Here is a 15,588-nt window from a genome sequence, read left to right as displayed (position 1 = left end):
TTACTCCCCCAGAAGCTCAATAATTTTATTCTGGGCTAGAGCTACTTTTACTTTCGAACTTGCATCCATCTTATCAATATAAGGCTCAAGATCTCCTACCAATTGCTGCAATTCAATAACATTAATTTCCGGATTATTAAAAATAGATTCCAACGATTTAATTTTTTCTTTTAGAGCCTCAGATTCTGAAGTTTCCCCTAACAATCCTTTTATAATCGATGTGTAAGAATACATAGAAAGATCGTGCATGCTTTCTAGAGTAGACAAATTAAAAATAATACAATCTGATACAGATTGTACAACAAATGGAGAATGAGTCGTAATTATAAACTGTATATTTGGGAACGCTGCATTAAAAAATGAGAAAACTTTTTTCTGCAGGGTCACATGAAGATGCGCGTCAATTTCATCAATCAAAACGATCCCTGAAATTTCATGGCGCGAGAGCTTTTCAAGCTCAACTTTCACTAACAGATCTGCATAAATAGATAGTACCGATGAAAAACCAGATGATAATTGATCGAGTCTAAAAGGTGATTTACCATTTTGTTTTAAATAAATACGCAACTCAACCAGATTAAAATCAAGCACCAAAGAATCATCCTCAAATAGCACTTTTAAATCTTGATTTATTTTAGTTATCCAACTAAATACACGTTCAGCTTCCACATCGTTTCCGCTTCCTTTTTGAAGTAATCCATAGTTCCAATATGATACCAAGTAGCGTTCAAACATTACACCAGAGTCTAAATTCAGAGCGAGCTGCTTGTGTTCTTGCAGCAATTTTTCGATACCTGAAATCGAACCATCTCCTCGTATACTTGCTTGACGTGTTGCTTCGAAAAATCTGATAATTGATTTTCTTTGATGAATTGAAGTTTTGAAATCTCTTTCATTATTAAAAGTTATAGAGAAACTTTTTTCACCATCAATTGTTGATTGCGCAGCATTCATCTGCATACAATAATGATTGTATAATGCATCACCCGGGAGGATATTTTTCAATCTCTCCTCTGCTTCTCGAAATTTACTTTCAGCTTGCTGTAAAGTGTTATTCCCTGTACTAACTAATCTCTGCTCTAAACGAGCATTCAGTTTTCTCAGTATATTTGTTTTTCCAGATCCATTATTACCTGTAATAATTAGATTTTTTCCTCCAAGCTCAATTTCAAAATCATTACCAAAATCATCTTTATGTATTAGTTTTTCTATTGAAAACTTCATAAACGTCCTTAATATATTTGCCGAGTGAGTCATGTTGCACAACAATAACGTAGTCAAACCCATCTTTACAATACATTGCTAACACGCACTGGTATCACCGCCATGCCTGCCCACTTTAGGTAGTAGTTTTCATGCACCTGCATAACATGAGCAAAAGCCCGCCAGTTCAGGCAGGCTTCAGCAAAAAACGATCCTCGAACGATCATGCACTTTCATGCGGCATTGACCTGAACAAAGCAGCTAACACCTCGCATGGCTCGTTGTTCAACCTTGTTGACGTCAGAATCAAGTCCTAACGCCAAAAACGTTATCTAATTAATTACTGAGATCCATAGCGTAGTTGTATTCGTAAGCTCGGATTTTCGCCAGCAGTTCATCGGTCAGCTCTGATAACGAACGTGGAGCACTTACTAACTAGAAAGAATAGCGGTGATCATCACATGATTCTCGCTTAATATTCGTAACCAGCAAGTGCATCCCCTAAATAGCTGCGCCGAATAGTAGATCACTTTGAGGGAACTCAGCCCGGATTGTGCGATCTGATCAATCGCCAAACCAACCAAAATCACCAACCGGACTGAGCGATGCCGATCATAGCACCAATTCCCCGTGACGAACGACGTCTGATGCAAAAAGCAATCCATAAAATACGCGATAAAAATCATGCCCGCAGGCTGACTGCTATGCTGATGCTGCATCGGGGTGCTCGTGTCAGCGACGTTGCCAGAACGCTCTGCTGCGCCCGTTCATCCGTCGGGCGCTGGATTAACTGGTTTACGCTGTCGGGTGTTGAAGGGCTGAAATCATTACCCGCCGGGCGTGCCCGCCGCTGGCCGTTTGAGCATATCTGCACACTGTTACGCGAGCTGGTGAAACACGCTCCCGGCGATTTTGGCTACCAGCGTTCACGCTGGAGTACAGAGCTTCTGGCAATAAAAATCAATGAGATAACCGGCTGCCAGTTACATGCCGGAACCGTTCGCCGCTGGTTGCCGTCTGCGGGGCTTGTGTGGCGCAGGGCTGCGCCAACTCTGCGGATCCGCGACCCGCATAAGGATGAAAAGATGGCAGCAATCCACAAAGCGCTGGACGAATGTAGCGCAGAGCATCCGGTATTTTACGAAGATGAAGTGGATATCCACCTTAATCCCAAAATCGGTGCGAACTGGCAGATACGCGGGCAACAAAAACGCGTGGTAACGCCGGGACAAAATGAAAAATATTATCTGGCTGGCGCGCTGCACAGCGGAACAGGTAAAGTCAGTTATGTGGGCGGCAACAGCAAAAGCTCAGCCTTATTTATCAGTCTGTTGAAACACCTGAAGTCGACGTACCGACGGGCGAAAACTATCACGCTCATCGTGGATAACTACATTATTCACAAAAGCCGGGAAACACAGCGCTGGCTGAAGGAGAACCCGAAGCTCAGGGTGATTTATCAGCCGGTTTACTCACCTTGGGTGAATCATGTTGAGCGGTTATGGCAGGCGCTTCACGACACGATAACGCGCAATCATCAGTGCCGTTCGATGTGGCAGTTGTTGAAAAAGTTCACCATTTTATGGAAACGGTCAGCCCATTCCCCGGAGGTAAACATGGACTGGCAAAAGTGTAGCGGTATTAGGCGCAGCTATTTAGATCACCTAATAGTGTAATTTTCAGGGCTTGAAAGTCTATGCTTCGCTTATAGTTGACGGTGAGGCAGTAGCAACTATTTGAAGTGTTTGTAGTCGTGCGTTGCCATTCGTTAACCATAGCAAATCCTATCTCGACGGAGCTCAAACGAATAAAAACCTTTTATTTTCAATAAATTAATCTAAAACCATCAGTTTTGATGGCTAAGAAATTCTTCCCGGACTCATTACTTTCTATCCGGACTCCACTTTTTCACCCGGACCTATACCTCCCCTCCCCGTTCCGCGCTATAACCGCTCCGACACTCTGTTCCCGTGAGGTACAATCATGAAAACCCGTGCTGACAGTAACGATGCTTTTCCCGAAAGCGGCAATGTACGTATGCGGCAGGTGGTCCAGTTTCTGGCGATGAGCGAATCGTCGGTTTACCGCCTGATTAAAAACACCGACTTTCCCCGCCCCGTCCACCTCTCTTCCCGACTGGTGGTCTTCGATGCCGCTGAAATCCGCCAGTGGCAACAGCGCCGCGCCGCCATCCGTTAATCCACGCTCAGGGATGAGCCGACCGATACCCCATCATGAAACGCGCCCCTTTTCTCTGTAAGCAGTCTCCGGACCGCACACTCGAAGTGGTAATCCTTGCCGGAAGTCTGGCATGGGAAACCTCACGCGCCTGGCTAAAAGATCCCGACCGGGAAGATGATATTCCTCCGGTGGTGCTCGGCCCGGATGAACTGGCCGATCTGGACAACCTGGCCATAATCAGGCCCGACATACTCTACGCCCGGGTACTTCGTACCGGCGATATCCGCGAAGAAGACCTGCTGAAAATTGCCGTAAAACTGGCACACGCGGGTGTGCAGATGGCCCGGCTGATGAGCCCTGACGGTGAGTTGCTGGAGGACTGGAGCGGTCAGCTTGCACGCCTGCGACAGGAAAGGCCCTCTGACATCCTGCCAGAGCACTTCCGCCTCGATGAAGATGCACTGTGGTTTGATAAGCTCACCGAACGACGCGACGGGGAAAGCGACGTCCAGCCCCAGCGCATCTGTTCCCCTCTGCGCGTCACCGCCATCACCTGCGACAGTCATGATGGCAGCTATGGCCGCCTGCTGGAATGGCACACCACCACCGGGCAGTCACGGTGCTGGGCCATGCCGATGGCGATGCTCAGCGGCAACGGCGAGGAGCTGAGGCGCATTCTGCTGGAGAATGGCCTGACCTACATCTCCACCCGCCCCGCCCTGCGCAGCCTGCTGTGCGAGTACATCTCACGGTCACTCCCCGGACGCCGGGTCACCTGCGTGGAGAAAACCGGCTGGCACCACGGCGTGTACGTGCTGCCGGATGAGGTTATCGGTCCGGGTGGCGACAATGTCATCCTTCAGGGCAGTCACTATCTGACTGGCGGCTTTGCGCAGTCCGGCACACTGGCGGAGTGGCAGGAGCAGGTCGCCGCGCTCTGTGCAGGTAACTCACGGCTAGTCTTTGCCGTCTGCTGTGCGCTGGCCGCCCCGCTGCTGCGCCTGACCGGAACGGGCGGCGGAGGCTTTCATCTGCGCGGTGAGTCCACCGACGGCAAAACCACGGTAATGAAGGTGGCAGCTTCCGTCTGTGGCGGGACGGATTACTGGCACTCCTGGCGGGCGACCGGGAATGCGCTGGAGGGAATTGCCAGTCGCCACAACGATGCCCTGCTGCCGCTCGATGAACTGCGCGAAGTGGATCCGCGTGAAGCCGGGATGATTGCCTATATGCTGGCGAACGGCCAGGGCAAGGGGCGAGCCCGCACCGACGGCGAAGTACGCAACCGCAGGCACTGGACACTGCTGCTGTTCTCCACCGGGGAACTGTCGCTGGCGGAACATACCGAACGCGCCGGAGAACGCCTCTACGCCGGAATGGATGTGCGCATGGTACAAATCCCCAGCGACACCGGACAGCATGGTGCGTTTGAGCAGCTACGCGGTTTTGCCAGCGGCCAGCAGTTCGCCGATACCCTCTGCGACCGGGTGGCCCGCTTCCATGGCACTGCCTTTCGTGCCTGGCTGGCCTTCCTCACCCACGACCAGGACATCAGCACCACGCTGGCAAGAGAATTACTTCGCCGCTACCAGACCGCCCTGATGCCGGAGAACGCCGGAAACCAGGTGCAGCGTATCGTGGCCCGTTTTGCGCTGCTGGCGGTGGCCGGAGAGATGGCAACATTGCACGGCATCACGGGCTGGCAGGAAGGCACGGCGTATGAGGCGGTGCAGATCTGCCTGCACGCCTGGCTGAACGAACGCGGCCATATTGCCAACCAGGAGGATGAAGGCGTGCTGGCGCAGATAAAACGGTTCATCACCGCGCACCAGTACAGCCGTTTTGCCTCGTGGGATGGCCCGGACCGCCCGCTGAATATGGTGGGCTTTCGCCGGGTGGAAAAAGATCCGCTGACGGGCGAGGAACACACGCTGTTCTTCATCCTGCCGGAGGGCTGGCGGGAAATGTGCCGGGGATTCAGTCCCGCCAGGGCGGCGAGGTTATGTCTTGAAACGGAATGCCTGCTGCCCGGCAGTGACGGGAAATACCAGTCGCAGGTTCGCCTGCCGGAGATCGGCAAAGCCAGGGTTTACCGCCTTACCTCCCGCATCCTCAGTATCTGAGTGCCATCTCGCGTGTCTTAAAAAAGGTGGTACAGAGTGGGACAAGTGGTACACGCAGAGCTGGCGCGGGTTTCAGCGTCCCACTTAGAGAATTTGGTTTAAAAAAGTGGTACAGGGTGGGACAGCCGTTGCTGATTCTGTCCCACTTTTCAGACAGACATTTTTCAGGTGGTACAGCGCAAAGCCACGGCTGGCGCGGTTGTACCACTTGTCCCACCTGTACCACCTCAAACACAGAAGGAATGAAAATGGCGAAAAGGAACTACAAAGGCAAAGGCTGAAAGGAAGGGAGAATAAGGGGAACGGGCTTGCCCTTAAAAGGCAAAGCTTTTGGCAAGAAACATTTACCATAAATATAAATAGCAACATTATTAAATAATTTACTCACAGTAATATTGTTAGCATGATGCTTCACATCCCTAAGAATAAGGGATTTTCATGAGGTATAACAATGTCATCACATCCAGAAAAGTACGCTCAATTTCTTTCTAAATTAACAGAAGTTAAAATTTCTCACGAACTTGAGGCCGGTTCAAAAATTAGTTGCATATTAATTACAGATATAATTTATGCGGTCATCACAATTGGGTTTGCTTTGGAGGCTCCAGGTATTACTCTTGCGTATGGTCGATATCATAGTGGGGAGTGGAGCACACAAGAAATAAGTAAAAGCATAATGGCAATAGTAAGTGCAAGCCTCACAAACTGGCAAAAAAATCAATGAGTGTATTGGCCGGAATCATCCGGTCAATATTGAATGAAATTAATTAAAATTCAATCACGCTTTCTTTTTTCAAGATATTTTCCTTCCTGTTCAAGCAACTTCGCTACCGTTTCAGATACTTGTTTCAGGACTATTTTACGTTGCATAGCCGATAAGAATTTGAACATGTCATTTAGAAATTCAAGATCTTTTTCAGCAGAGTCTTCCGGGGTTTGAGTATCTTCCTGCTCTTCAAGTAACCATGCCGTACTGATACCTGTCGCACGGGCGATCTTAAGCAACACATCAGCCTTAGGAAGATTTTGCCCATCCACATACTTCTTAACCATTGGTTCACTGACCCCAATCTTTTGGGCCAATGAGGCATTGGTATGCTTTGTCAGCAGCATGGCCTGCGCCAGTCGTCTGCCAAACTGGATTTTGTGATCTTCTTCGCGATTCTTGTTTTCTGTTTTGTCCATCAATCTAACCAGAAGAACAACTCTTTGATATTCAAAAAGTAATTAAAGATCACCAATAAAAAAGAAAGTTAATATTTTTGTTTAAACTTAACTTTCTTGTGTTATAGTAATCTGTACAAATTGCAGACTATCACCCTCTGCAAACCCAACTGCTGAGCATCGCATACTCAGGGCTGAATTGCCACGCATCCGCTCGTCCTGAAAACCGCTCAGCTCACAAAAACACGCCACAAGCGGGAATAACAAAGAAAGCAGTATGAGCCATAGCTGTTTATCGCCATTACCGGAGCCCCAGACGCTTACGCCTGTCATGTCTTAACCTCTGTCCGATAAGTCTGTGCGCTCCGGGCCTTTTACCCGGAGGACTCCTTATGTGGACAGTCAGCCTCGCTGAGGCGTTTATTCATGTATTCCATACCGCAGGCAAAATCTTCCTCGACATGATGACCGGGCTTATCCCGATGCTCATCTGCCTGCTGCTGGCCATCAACTTCCTGATGAAGCTGGTCGGTACCGTCAGAATGGAGAAAGTCGCCGCCCTGCTCGGCCGCTCGCGCATCCTCACCTACGGTGTGCTGCCGGTGCTTGGCTGGTTCTTTATGAGCAGCCCCGGCGCGCTGACGCTCGGTAAACTATTGCCTGAAAAGAGCAAACCCGGCTATGAGGATGCGCTCGGTACCACCGCCCATCCGCTCACCAGCCTGTTCCCCCACGTGGTGCCGTCGGAGCTGTTTGTCTGGCTCGGCGTCGCCGCCGGGGTTAAGGCACTCGGCCTGCCCGTCACCTCGCTGGCGCTGCGCTATATCGCAGCCGCCATGCTGACTGGACTGATACGCGGGATTATCACCGAGTACCTGTTCCTGCGGCTCAGCAGGCGGGGGAATGCGCCATGATGATTTACTGCGCACGTATTACTGCCATCGGGCTGTTTGTCGCCGACGGCCTCACCGACAAGATGCTCATCACCTTCGACAGCAACGGGCCGAAGGACTGCCTCGATTACTCCCTCTCGCTGGAGCCGTCGTTCCGGGAAGAGAGCCTGATGATACTCCCCGGCGACCGCCTGATGCTGGCAGGGCCACAATTATCTGGTGACTGCCGTCGGCAAGGGTGCACAGCAGGCGCTGTTTGAACTCGGCCACCTGACGCTGGTGTTCAATGGTGACCTGAATCCCTGCCATGTCGGCGCGGTTCATCTCTCCGGCCCGGTGCCGAAACTCCATGACCTCCACGGCAATCTGGTGATTGAGGAGGGGCGGCCATGAACACGGTGCTTATTCCTCCCGGCCCCGGCGGTTACGGCAAGGGACTGTGGCTGCCCGTTGGCAGCGGTAAAAAAGTACTGTCGCTGACCGGGCGGGAAATCCATCCAGTGGCGATAGAAATCGGCGCGCTCACCGAATCGGAAATCGTCAACGGCTTTGCCGATATCCCGCCGGATAACGACATCCTGTGCGTGGTGATTAACTGCGCCGGTTCCCTGCGCTGCGGTCTGTACCCGCAGAAAGGTATCCCGACCATCAACGTGCTCCCCACCTGGCGGGCCGGGCCGCTGGCGCAGTTTATTACCGAGGAGAACTACGTTTCCGGCGTCACCCCGGAGCAACTGGTTCTGGTCGATACCGCCGAAGCACCAGACAGCGAGCCTGAGACAAAACCGGAGCCTGCACCTCGGGTTATCACCACGCCGCCACCGCCGCGCGGCGCGGAGAAGCTGGTGCGCATGGTTGAAAAGACAGGTACTACCGTCGGCCACGTTATCGCCCTGCTGTTCGCCGCCAGCCGCGAGGCGGTGGACGTGTCGCTGCGCAACATTATCCCGTTTATGGCCTTTGTCTCGCTGCTGATTGCCCTGGTACAAGAAACCGCACTCGGCAGCCTGATTGCCCACGCCCTGACACCGCTGTCCAACTCGCTGTGGGGGCTGGTGCTGCTGTCGCTCATCTGCGGCATTCCGTTCCTCTCGCCGGTGCTCGGACCGGGCGCGGCTATCTCGCGGGTGATTGGCGTGATGATTGGTACCCAGATTGGCGCGGGTGCGATATCCCCGGCCTTCGCTCTGCCCGCGCTGTTCGCCATCAACGTGCAGGTCGGCTGCGACTTTGTGCCGGTGGGCCTTTCGATGCAGGAGGCAAAACAGGAGACCATCGCGAAGGGCGTTCCCGCCTTTCTGCTCTCGCGGCAGTTAACCGGGCCGCTGGCCGTCATCATCGGCTGGCTGTTTTCCCTGGGCTTATTCTGAGGACTCAAATATGAACAAAATCAGAGTTGCCGTGGTCGGCGCAGGTATCTATGGCAAACACCACATGAACGCGTACCGTCATAATCCGGACACAGTGCTGGTCGCCATCTGCGACACCGACACAGAGCGCTGTGATGACCTCGCCATGACCTACGGCGTGATGGGCTATACCCGGCTGGATGTCCTGCTGCAGGAGGAAGCCATCGACGTGGTCTCGGTGGCAACACCTGACCCGTACCACACTGAATCCATCCTCACCGCCCTGCGCCACGGCAAACATGTGCTGGCGGAAAAACCGCTCGCCACCTCAGTACGCGAGTGCGAGCTTATCGTGGAGATGGCGCAGCAGCGGGACCTGCTGGTCGGCGTCGATTTCCACAAACGCTGGGACCCGGCAGTGATGCGCATTAAAGCTGAACTGGAAAATCCGGAGACCGGGAAGATCCTGCGCGGGCATATCAGTATGGACGACGTGATAACGGTCCCGACGGCGTGGCTGAACTGGGCGGGCGCAAGCTCCCCTGTGTGGTTTCTCGGTTCCCACTGCTTTGACCTGGTGCGCTACCTATCCGGTCAGGAGGTTGCATCGGTGTACGCGGTAGGACAAAAACAACTGCTGGACATATGGGGGATGGACACTTATGACAGCGTGCAGAGCCTGCTGACGATGGCCAACGGCAGTTCATGGGTGGTCGAGAATTCGTGGGTGCTGCCGGAGGGGTTCCCGAAGGACAACGACGGGCGCATCGAGATCCTCTGCGGGACGACATATATCCGCAGCACCTCACAGCATCGGGGACTGGAAATTACCACCCCGGATAAGACGCTCACGCCCAACAGCTACTTCATCAACTACCGCAACGGCGTCGCCAGCGGTTTTGGTATCGATCCGATAAACGACTTTGTGCGGGCAGTCAGGCACAAAGTGCCGTATCCGGTAACGGCAGTGGACGGGCTGGCGGTGAGCCGGATTTGTGAGGTGGTACACCGCAGCCTGGAGAGCGGTAAACCTGAAAACATTTAAACTAATGGCGCAGATAGTTCTCTGCGCCAGTCTCGTACGATTTTATTAAGCTCTATCCACGCGTCACCATAAAATCAGACTTCACGCTCCCACTATCAAACCAACTGTCCCAACCTCCATCTGCTGGAATAGTAATACGCGTATGCTTTGCCACAGCAATATTCACATACTTAGTATATTTAGGGAAAGCATACGTTTTTCTCTGTCGAACCAACTGACTACCGTGTTTTGGATAATGTTATTTATTTCATGCCCTATATTTCCTTCGATACATAGCAAAAATTATTTTTTATAAAAAATCGCAAAATTTTCCGACTATTTGTTTGCGCTACCACACATTATAAAAATTGGATGAGCGGATAGTGTTGTTCGGGCGCATGAAAGCCTCTCCGCGCCAACTCGATAAAACTATCTGAAAGCCACTATATGAGGATTAAATAATGGAATCTGAGCATGAAGCTATCAATATTGCATTAACCATTGAAAATGGTGTTGTTACCAATGTTCGCCAAATTCGAAAAGATGAACATATAGCCTCTCTGGAAACTTTTCTCTGGATAGTAAAGCGCGCTGGCTATGAGGTTGTTCCGCCTCAAGAAAGCACTCAAGATCCAGAAAATATCAAGGTTCCCGCTGAAGTCGAATAGATGAATACATTGCCCAGAATGATTAAATTGTATGTACAACTGTAATCAGGAAATCAGGCGCAGAGTTCCCCCTGCGCCTTCACCTCAGTGATGCTGCAACAACACCTGCGAAATCTTCCTCGCTTCACCTGCCGGATCCGCTGCATGCGTGATCGCAGATCCCACAATCACCACATCCGGTCCTAACAGCGCATAGTCCTTTAAAGTCGCGGGTGAGCAAAAAACGGTTATCAGCATGCTGAAAAGCCAGCTCAAAACCGCCCACCGTATCAGTGGTGAAAACGAAACCGCTCAGGTCTTACTGCGTGGTGAACTCATCAACGCCGGGGCTCGGGTGCAACGCCGGGAACAGACTATAACGAGGTTACTCAATGAGAATGAACAGATTCGCCGCTGGTACTGCGCTGATTTGCCTGATGCTGTGCGCCAGTTGCACCAGCGCGCCGCCTGTGCCGACGCCGGTGATTGTTTACAACGCTTGCCCGAGGGTCAGCCTTTGCCCGATGCCGGGAAGTGACCCGACCACCAATGGCGATCTGAGCGCGGATATACGCCAGCTCGTAAGCGCCCTCGAGGGCTGCGCGCTTCAGGTCAGAACGGTAAAAAACTGCCAGGACAAAATCGATGTACAAGTCAAAGAGTCTGCGAAAAGCCTTAACTGACGCCGTGCCTGATTTGGCGCGTAATCCCGAAATGATGCGCATCTTTATCGATAACGGAAAACTGGCCTCGACGCTGTCGGCGTCGCTGTCGTTTGAAAATCAATACACGCTCAATGTGGTGGTGACCGACTTCACCGGCGATATCGAGCTGCTGCTCGTGCCGATTCAGGCATGGTTGCGCATCCATCAGGCCGACATTATGACGACCGACGAGGGTCGCAAAAAGGCTTCCCCTATTTTGCCGATATCAACGACAACGACAGCGCCGATATCAGTATCAGCCTGATGCTAACCGAGCGCACCATCGTCAGGGAAGACGGGGGAAAACTGCATATCGAGACAGTGCCGAAACCTCAGCCCCCTGAGCCGCTCGTATGAATGACTTTAAACCGTTCGACGATAAGCTCGCCGGGCTGATTGCGGCGCTGTCACCGACCGCCCGGCGCAAGATGGCCGCAGATATCGCGAAGCCCCTGAGAGCCCGACAACAGCGCCGGATTAAAACGCAAAAAGCGCCCGACGGCACCCCATACGCCGCACGAAAACGCCAGCCGGTGAAAGCGAAGAAAGACCGGGTTAAGCGGGAAATGTTCGCGAAACTCCGCATCAGTCGCTTTATGAAAGCCACGGCGGGAAATGATGTGGCGGTTGTGGAGTTCACTGGCAAGGTGCAAAGGATGGTGAATGTGCATAAGTACGGGCTTAAGGACAAACCTAGCCCTAATAGCGGCTCTGTAGAATACCCTGCACGTATCTTGCTTGGATTTTCGCCTTCCGATATTGACTTTGTATCCACAAAGACCGTTAATTATCTATCGGAGTGATCTTAAAAATGCGAGGTGCCAGTGCGAAAATTAAGCAAGGGGAATGAAGGCGCGATAGACAAAAAAATTGAATTAATGATAAAGGTTATTATTCGTACTGACTCTTATCTAAACTCAGCAAACACTAAGTCTACTATATTACTTAGTTTGTCATCAGCACTATTAGTTGCTCTGTCTGTAAACTTCAAGAACATCACGGGTATGGTGATAGTTGATTCAGATAAAGCTGTTCTTGCTGTTCTGATAAGTTTGATGATTTTTTTACTAATAACGTCAATTGTTTTCTCGCTTAGAGGTATTACTCCATATATTAAACCAAGTACGGTAAGTAACACCTTTTCATTTGTTGATATTTCAATTAATTTCCATGAGTTACATTTATATAAAGAACGTTTTAATTCAGTATCTAAACTGGAGTATTTAAATGAATTAATTTCATTAAACCATAATTTATCCAAAGCGCTCGTTGCAAAGTATAATAAGCAGATTACTGCAATAACCTGTATTGAAGCAACTGCGTACGTCCTGTGTTTTTCAGTGTATATGATTATTATAGCTAATTGCTAAGAGGGGTTTATGTCGGCTAAAAATATATATTCTAATTTGGAAAAAAGCTTAGAGAAAACTATTTCTGAGTCCAGGAGTATACGGTTGCGTGATTCTGGCTATATTTCTGAGGCAGCATCGAGTTCCCTTGCAGGGATGGAAAATCTAGATAGTAGATATGATTTTGTGAAAAGCTCTGTTGCCTTAGAAAGCGTGCGTGCTGATTCTAATGAACAACATTACGGGATAACTGAATTAGTGAGGCATAATTTTGGAAAGCATGGCCGATTAATGCCAAGTTTTGGATGTCATCCTGATTTCGATAATATGGATGAAGGAGAGTTGAGAAATGGCTACTCAGTTACTATGTTTATGGATATCATTGGCTCCACTAAACTTGGTGTAATCTTCAGTCCTGAAACTGTTTTTAAAATAAAAAATGATATTATTAGATGTGCAATAGAAACAGTAAACTCTTTCGATGGACATGTGCATCGTATTATGGGTGATGCTGTGATGGCCTTCTTTAGAAGTGATAAGTGCGAGAGAGAAGGTCGCATTGCAGACAGTGCCATTGATGCATTGAATTGCGCGACATATTTAATCGATATGTTTAAAAGTACGGTAATCCCTAAACTAAATGAGCTGGGGGTAGATGAAAATCTTGGCATACGTATAGGAATCGACTATGGAGCACATGACCAAGTTATCTGGGGTAAATATGGTTATATGGAAAGTCAGGAGGTAACTGCTACATCTTTTTTTGTCGACGTAGCAGCTAAACTACAACAAAAGGCACCGAAAAACTCGATTATGATAGGTGATAGTTTAGCAGAACTTTTAGGCTTTGATACCAATCAACTGGCAGTGAGAACAAAAATAAAAAATAATGAAGAGGTTTCTCTTCATTATATCACCCCGAATTATAAGGATGCGTCGGGGAAATCAATTAATTACAGGCAGCATCTTTTAAAGAATGAGTCATACTACAAGCTTTTGCCAACAGGGATGCTTGATAGTGATTTCTATATACGAGCCAGTCTGAAAAGAGACAAAAACGATCCATCTGATGATAATTATATTTCTTGCTCTCGGGTGGTTAGAAAAGGAATGGGTATTTCATTTAAGGGGTATTATCATTCTACGATCACTTACGACAACCCCAAATTTAAATTTAGAGTAAAAAATACTGGAGCGGAAGCGGCAGATGCTGAGAATAATGGAGATCATTATTTTTTTGAGCCTGCAAAGTATTCAGATGGTAGATATTTCGCTCCGCATTGGGAAGATACAAAATATAAAGGCCTTCATCATATGTATGTGTCTTTCTGGGATGGTGAACAACTAATTGAACCGGAAAAATGCTTCTCAGTATTCATAAATGACTGACTGCCTGTAGCGTTATCAACGCCAATCTTTATTCTTGACCCTTGTTGTGCCCTGACTCATCAAATTAATACAAATTGCCGCTCAGAACTCTGGGCGGATCCTTCAATGTATGAATACTCGCGCAAATCTTCAGGACGCTTTACGTCTCCTACGCAATCTGATCCGCACCGGCGTTATCGTCGAAGTTGACCTCGATAACGGGCGCTGTCGTGTCCAGACTGGCGGCATCGTTACCGATTGGCTTCAGTGGCTGACGTCGCGCGCTGGTCGCTCTCGCACGTGGTGGGCTCCCTCTGTGGGCGAGCAGGTTTTACTGCTGGCCGTGGGCGGCGAGCTCGATACCGCCTTTGTGCTGCCCGGTATTTTCTCTGATGACTACCCCGCACCGTCGGCATCGGCTGATGTATTTCACATTACCTTTCCTGACGGGGCGGTTATCGAGTACGAGCCGGAGACCGGCGCGCTGACCGTAAGCGGCATAAAAACCGCAGACATTACGGCGTCGGATTCCATCGCCGTGACGGTGCCGGTGGTGACGGTGAAAGCGGAGACCCGCATCACCCTCGACACCCCAGAGGTGGTCTGCACCAACAAGCTGACGACCGGGTCACTCGAGGTCACCAAAGGCGGGACGATGAAAGGCAATATTACCCATACCGCCGGATCGCTTTCTTCAAACGGAAAAGTGCTTCATCTGCATAAACACCCCGGCGACAGCGGCGGTGAAACAGGGACACCACTATGACAACACGTTACATCGGCATGAACCGCGAGATAGGGCGCGCTAACACTGACGTTGAGCACGTCGGTCAGGCCGGTCGGCTCTCGCGTGATGCGCCGCGATTAGTCACCACTAAAATGCCCGTACTCAGCATGGAAGCTGTTTAGCGCCTCCAGTCCTTCCTGATTTTCTTCTTGCCAGGGAGAACTGGCCTGCTTTTTCGCTTCTGGATCAGAGGGAACTGCGTTCGGCATCACAGTAACATTCCGCGTGGTGCGTTGTATCATTCTGCATCCCCACTCTGTTCGTTTAAGTATTTTAGGTACGGCTGAGATAGCGTGGTTTGAACCATCAGAAAAATTTAAAATCTACGCCCGCAAAGGCTCGCTTTAGCGAGCCTTTGCGGGCGGCATTTCCGGATAATTATTCATGAAAGCCTCACCAAAGATGCAAAACAGCATCGCTGCGTATACGTAAGCATCGGGTTCACAACTCGCACAGAATCCTTCCTGCCATGGCATTCTCTGGACAATATTTTCCTAATCTTCTGATGCTCATAAAACCTCATACTGCATCATGATGATAAAGTTATTTATTATCAGTGTATTATGGAAATAAATCAGCTTGACCATCGTATCCACAGTGCTATTTTTACGGTAACTGCCGCAGTCCTGGGACTGTACCCGAGACAGCCATGACCTTAGAGGACTGTGCCTGGCTGCTATGTCAGGTTGGTCAAGCCCTTAACCCCGCAAGCCGGACAATACGGCGGGGGCGTCTCTGACGCAGTCCGGTCGTTGTAGCTGCTATAACCTGTGCCAGCACGAGGCAGGTTGGTACC

Annotated in this window: 17 protein-coding genes and 4 pseudogenes; 16 read left to right on the top strand and 5 right to left on the bottom strand. The window is 50.0% G+C overall.

Features of this window, described 5'->3' with window-relative positions:
- Complete coding sequence (locus ABLV12_RS09675; protein ID WP_064397999.1) at nt 1-1,224, bottom strand: ATP-binding protein; 1,224 nt, start codon at nt 1,222-1,224, stop codon at nt 1-3.
- A gap of 584 nt (nt 1,225-1,808) precedes the next feature.
- On the opposite strand from ABLV12_RS09675, the pseudogene ABLV12_RS09670 reads away from it, so the two are divergent.
- From ABLV12_RS09670 to ABLV12_RS09655, 4 genes and pseudogenes are all read left to right on the top strand, one after another.
- Nucleotides 1,809-2,839, top strand: a pseudogene (locus tag ABLV12_RS09670) (IS630 family transposase).
- A 347-nt stretch (nt 2,840-3,186) separates the two neighbouring features.
- Nucleotides 3,187-3,402 carry an AlpA family transcriptional regulator gene (locus ABLV12_RS09665; protein ID WP_047723071.1) on the top strand — a complete coding sequence of 72 codons (216 nt, stop codon included), beginning with the start codon at nt 3,187-3,189 and terminating at the stop codon, nt 3,400-3,402.
- A 35-nt stretch (nt 3,403-3,437) separates the two neighbouring features.
- Nucleotides 3,438-5,507: a DUF927 domain-containing protein gene (locus ABLV12_RS09660; protein WP_348867020.1), complete on the top strand. Its 2,070-nt coding sequence runs from the start codon at nt 3,438-3,440 to the stop codon at nt 5,505-5,507.
- A gap of 451 nt (nt 5,508-5,958) precedes the next feature.
- Nucleotides 5,959-6,231 (top strand): hypothetical protein, encoded by a 273-nt coding sequence (locus ABLV12_RS09655; RefSeq protein WP_148720830.1) that lies wholly within the window; start codon nt 5,959-5,961, stop codon nt 6,229-6,231.
- A gap of 50 nt (nt 6,232-6,281) precedes the next feature.
- Here the strand turns inward: ABLV12_RS09655 and ABLV12_RS09650 are convergent, their stop codons facing one another.
- Entirely contained in the window at nt 6,282-6,692 is a 411-nt protein-coding gene (locus ABLV12_RS09650; RefSeq protein ID WP_047723069.1) for a helix-turn-helix domain-containing protein, read from the bottom strand.
- A 371-nt stretch (nt 6,693-7,063) separates the two neighbouring features.
- Here ABLV12_RS09650 and ABLV12_RS09645 point away from each other — a divergent pair, with 371 nt between their 5' ends.
- The 5 genes and pseudogenes from ABLV12_RS09645 to ABLV12_RS09625 all read left to right on the top strand — a co-directional run bounded on the left by ABLV12_RS09645 (nt 7,064) and on the right by ABLV12_RS09625 (nt 10,605).
- A complete protein-coding gene (locus tag ABLV12_RS09645) occupies nt 7,064-7,585 on the top strand; it encodes a PTS glucitol/sorbitol transporter subunit IIC (protein WP_064397997.1) in 522 nt (173 codons plus the stop codon).
- A pseudogene (locus tag ABLV12_RS09640) lies at nt 7,582-7,957 on the top strand (PTS glucitol/sorbitol transporter subunit IIA). The gene ABLV12_RS09645 and the pseudogene ABLV12_RS09640 overlap by 4 nt, the downstream one beginning before the upstream one ends.
- The gene (locus tag ABLV12_RS09635; RefSeq protein WP_064397996.1) at nt 7,954-8,934 is read left to right on the top strand and encodes a PTS glucitol/sorbitol transporter subunit IIB; all 981 of its coding nucleotides are present in this window, start codon (nt 7,954-7,956) and stop codon (nt 8,932-8,934) included. Before ABLV12_RS09640 ends, ABLV12_RS09635 begins: the two are co-directional and overlap by 4 nt.
- 10 nt (nt 8,935-8,944) lie before the next feature.
- Nucleotides 8,945-9,958 (top strand): Gfo/Idh/MocA family oxidoreductase, encoded by a 1,014-nt coding sequence (locus tag ABLV12_RS09630; RefSeq protein ID WP_064397995.1) that lies wholly within the window; start codon nt 8,945-8,947, stop codon nt 9,956-9,958.
- A gap of 440 nt (nt 9,959-10,398) precedes the next feature.
- On the top strand, nt 10,399-10,605 hold the full coding sequence (locus tag ABLV12_RS09625; RefSeq protein WP_064397993.1) for a hypothetical protein: 207 nt from the start codon (nt 10,399-10,401) through the stop codon (nt 10,603-10,605).
- Nucleotides 10,606-10,689: 84 nt separating this feature from the next.
- Here ABLV12_RS09625 and ABLV12_RS09620 read toward each other — a convergent pair.
- A pseudogene (locus ABLV12_RS09620) lies at nt 10,690-10,812 on the bottom strand (3-hexulose-6-phosphate synthase); the annotation flags it as partial.
- 28 nt (nt 10,813-10,840) lie between these two features.
- Between ABLV12_RS09620 and lysB the strand changes: the two are divergent.
- From lysB to ABLV12_RS09600, 4 genes and pseudogenes are all read left to right on the top strand, one after another.
- Entirely contained in the window at nt 10,841-11,122 is a 282-nt protein-coding gene (gene lysB / locus ABLV12_RS09615; protein ID WP_077266543.1) for an Rz-like lysis system protein LysB, read from the top strand.
- Nucleotides 11,022-11,267 carry an Rz1-like lysis system protein LysC gene (lysC, locus tag ABLV12_RS09610; RefSeq protein WP_074185865.1) on the top strand — a complete coding sequence of 82 codons (246 nt, stop codon included), beginning with the start codon at nt 11,022-11,024 and terminating at the stop codon, nt 11,265-11,267. The genes lysB and lysC overlap by 101 nt, the downstream gene beginning before the upstream one ends.
- Nucleotides 11,230-11,645, top strand: a pseudogene (locus ABLV12_RS09605) (phage tail protein). The gene lysC and the pseudogene ABLV12_RS09605 overlap by 38 nt, the downstream one beginning before the upstream one ends.
- Nucleotides 11,642-12,091 (top strand): phage virion morphogenesis protein, encoded by a 450-nt coding sequence (locus ABLV12_RS09600; RefSeq protein WP_064397991.1) that lies wholly within the window; start codon nt 11,642-11,644, stop codon nt 12,089-12,091. The pseudogene ABLV12_RS09605 and the gene ABLV12_RS09600 overlap by 4 nt, the downstream one beginning before the upstream one ends.
- Before the next feature lie 104 nt (nt 12,092-12,195).
- Here ABLV12_RS09600 and ABLV12_RS09595 read toward each other — a convergent pair whose 3' ends face one another.
- Nucleotides 12,196-12,549 carry a hypothetical protein gene (locus tag ABLV12_RS09595; protein ID WP_148720829.1) on the bottom strand — a complete coding sequence of 118 codons (354 nt, stop codon included), beginning with the start codon at nt 12,547-12,549 and terminating at the stop codon, nt 12,196-12,198.
- Between the two features lie 118 nt (nt 12,550-12,667).
- Here ABLV12_RS09595 and ABLV12_RS09590 point away from each other — a divergent pair, with 118 nt between their 5' ends.
- The 3 genes from ABLV12_RS09590 to ABLV12_RS09580 all read left to right on the top strand — a co-directional run bounded on the left by ABLV12_RS09590 (nt 12,668) and on the right by ABLV12_RS09580 (nt 14,914).
- On the top strand, nt 12,668-14,026 hold the full coding sequence (locus ABLV12_RS09590; protein ID WP_064397989.1) for an adenylate/guanylate cyclase domain-containing protein: 1,359 nt from the start codon (nt 12,668-12,670) through the stop codon (nt 14,024-14,026).
- A 109-nt stretch (nt 14,027-14,135) separates the two neighbouring features.
- Entirely contained in the window at nt 14,136-14,771 is a 636-nt protein-coding gene (locus tag ABLV12_RS09585) for a phage baseplate assembly protein V (protein WP_064397987.1), read from the top strand.
- A complete protein-coding gene (locus tag ABLV12_RS09580; RefSeq protein WP_348867022.1) occupies nt 14,768-14,914 on the top strand; it encodes a hypothetical protein in 147 nt (48 codons plus the stop codon). The genes ABLV12_RS09585 and ABLV12_RS09580 overlap by 4 nt, the downstream gene beginning before the upstream one ends.
- On the opposite strand, the gene ABLV12_RS09575 is transcribed toward ABLV12_RS09580, so the two are convergent.
- Nucleotides 14,870-15,001 (bottom strand): type II toxin-antitoxin system CcdA family antitoxin, encoded by a 132-nt coding sequence (locus tag ABLV12_RS09575; protein ID WP_223175080.1) that lies wholly within the window; start codon nt 14,999-15,001, stop codon nt 14,870-14,872. The genes ABLV12_RS09580 and ABLV12_RS09575 overlap by 45 nt on opposite strands.
- Between the last annotated feature and the right edge of the window lie 587 nt (nt 15,002-15,588).

Source organism: Klebsiella sp. CN_Kp100, assembly GCF_040065315.1.
In the GTDB taxonomy this organism is placed as follows: Bacteria; Pseudomonadota; Gammaproteobacteria; order Enterobacterales; family Enterobacteriaceae; genus Klebsiella; species Klebsiella oxytoca.
The sequence above is the reverse complement of the archived record's forward strand: the minus strand, read 5'-3'. Positions and strand labels throughout refer to the sequence as shown.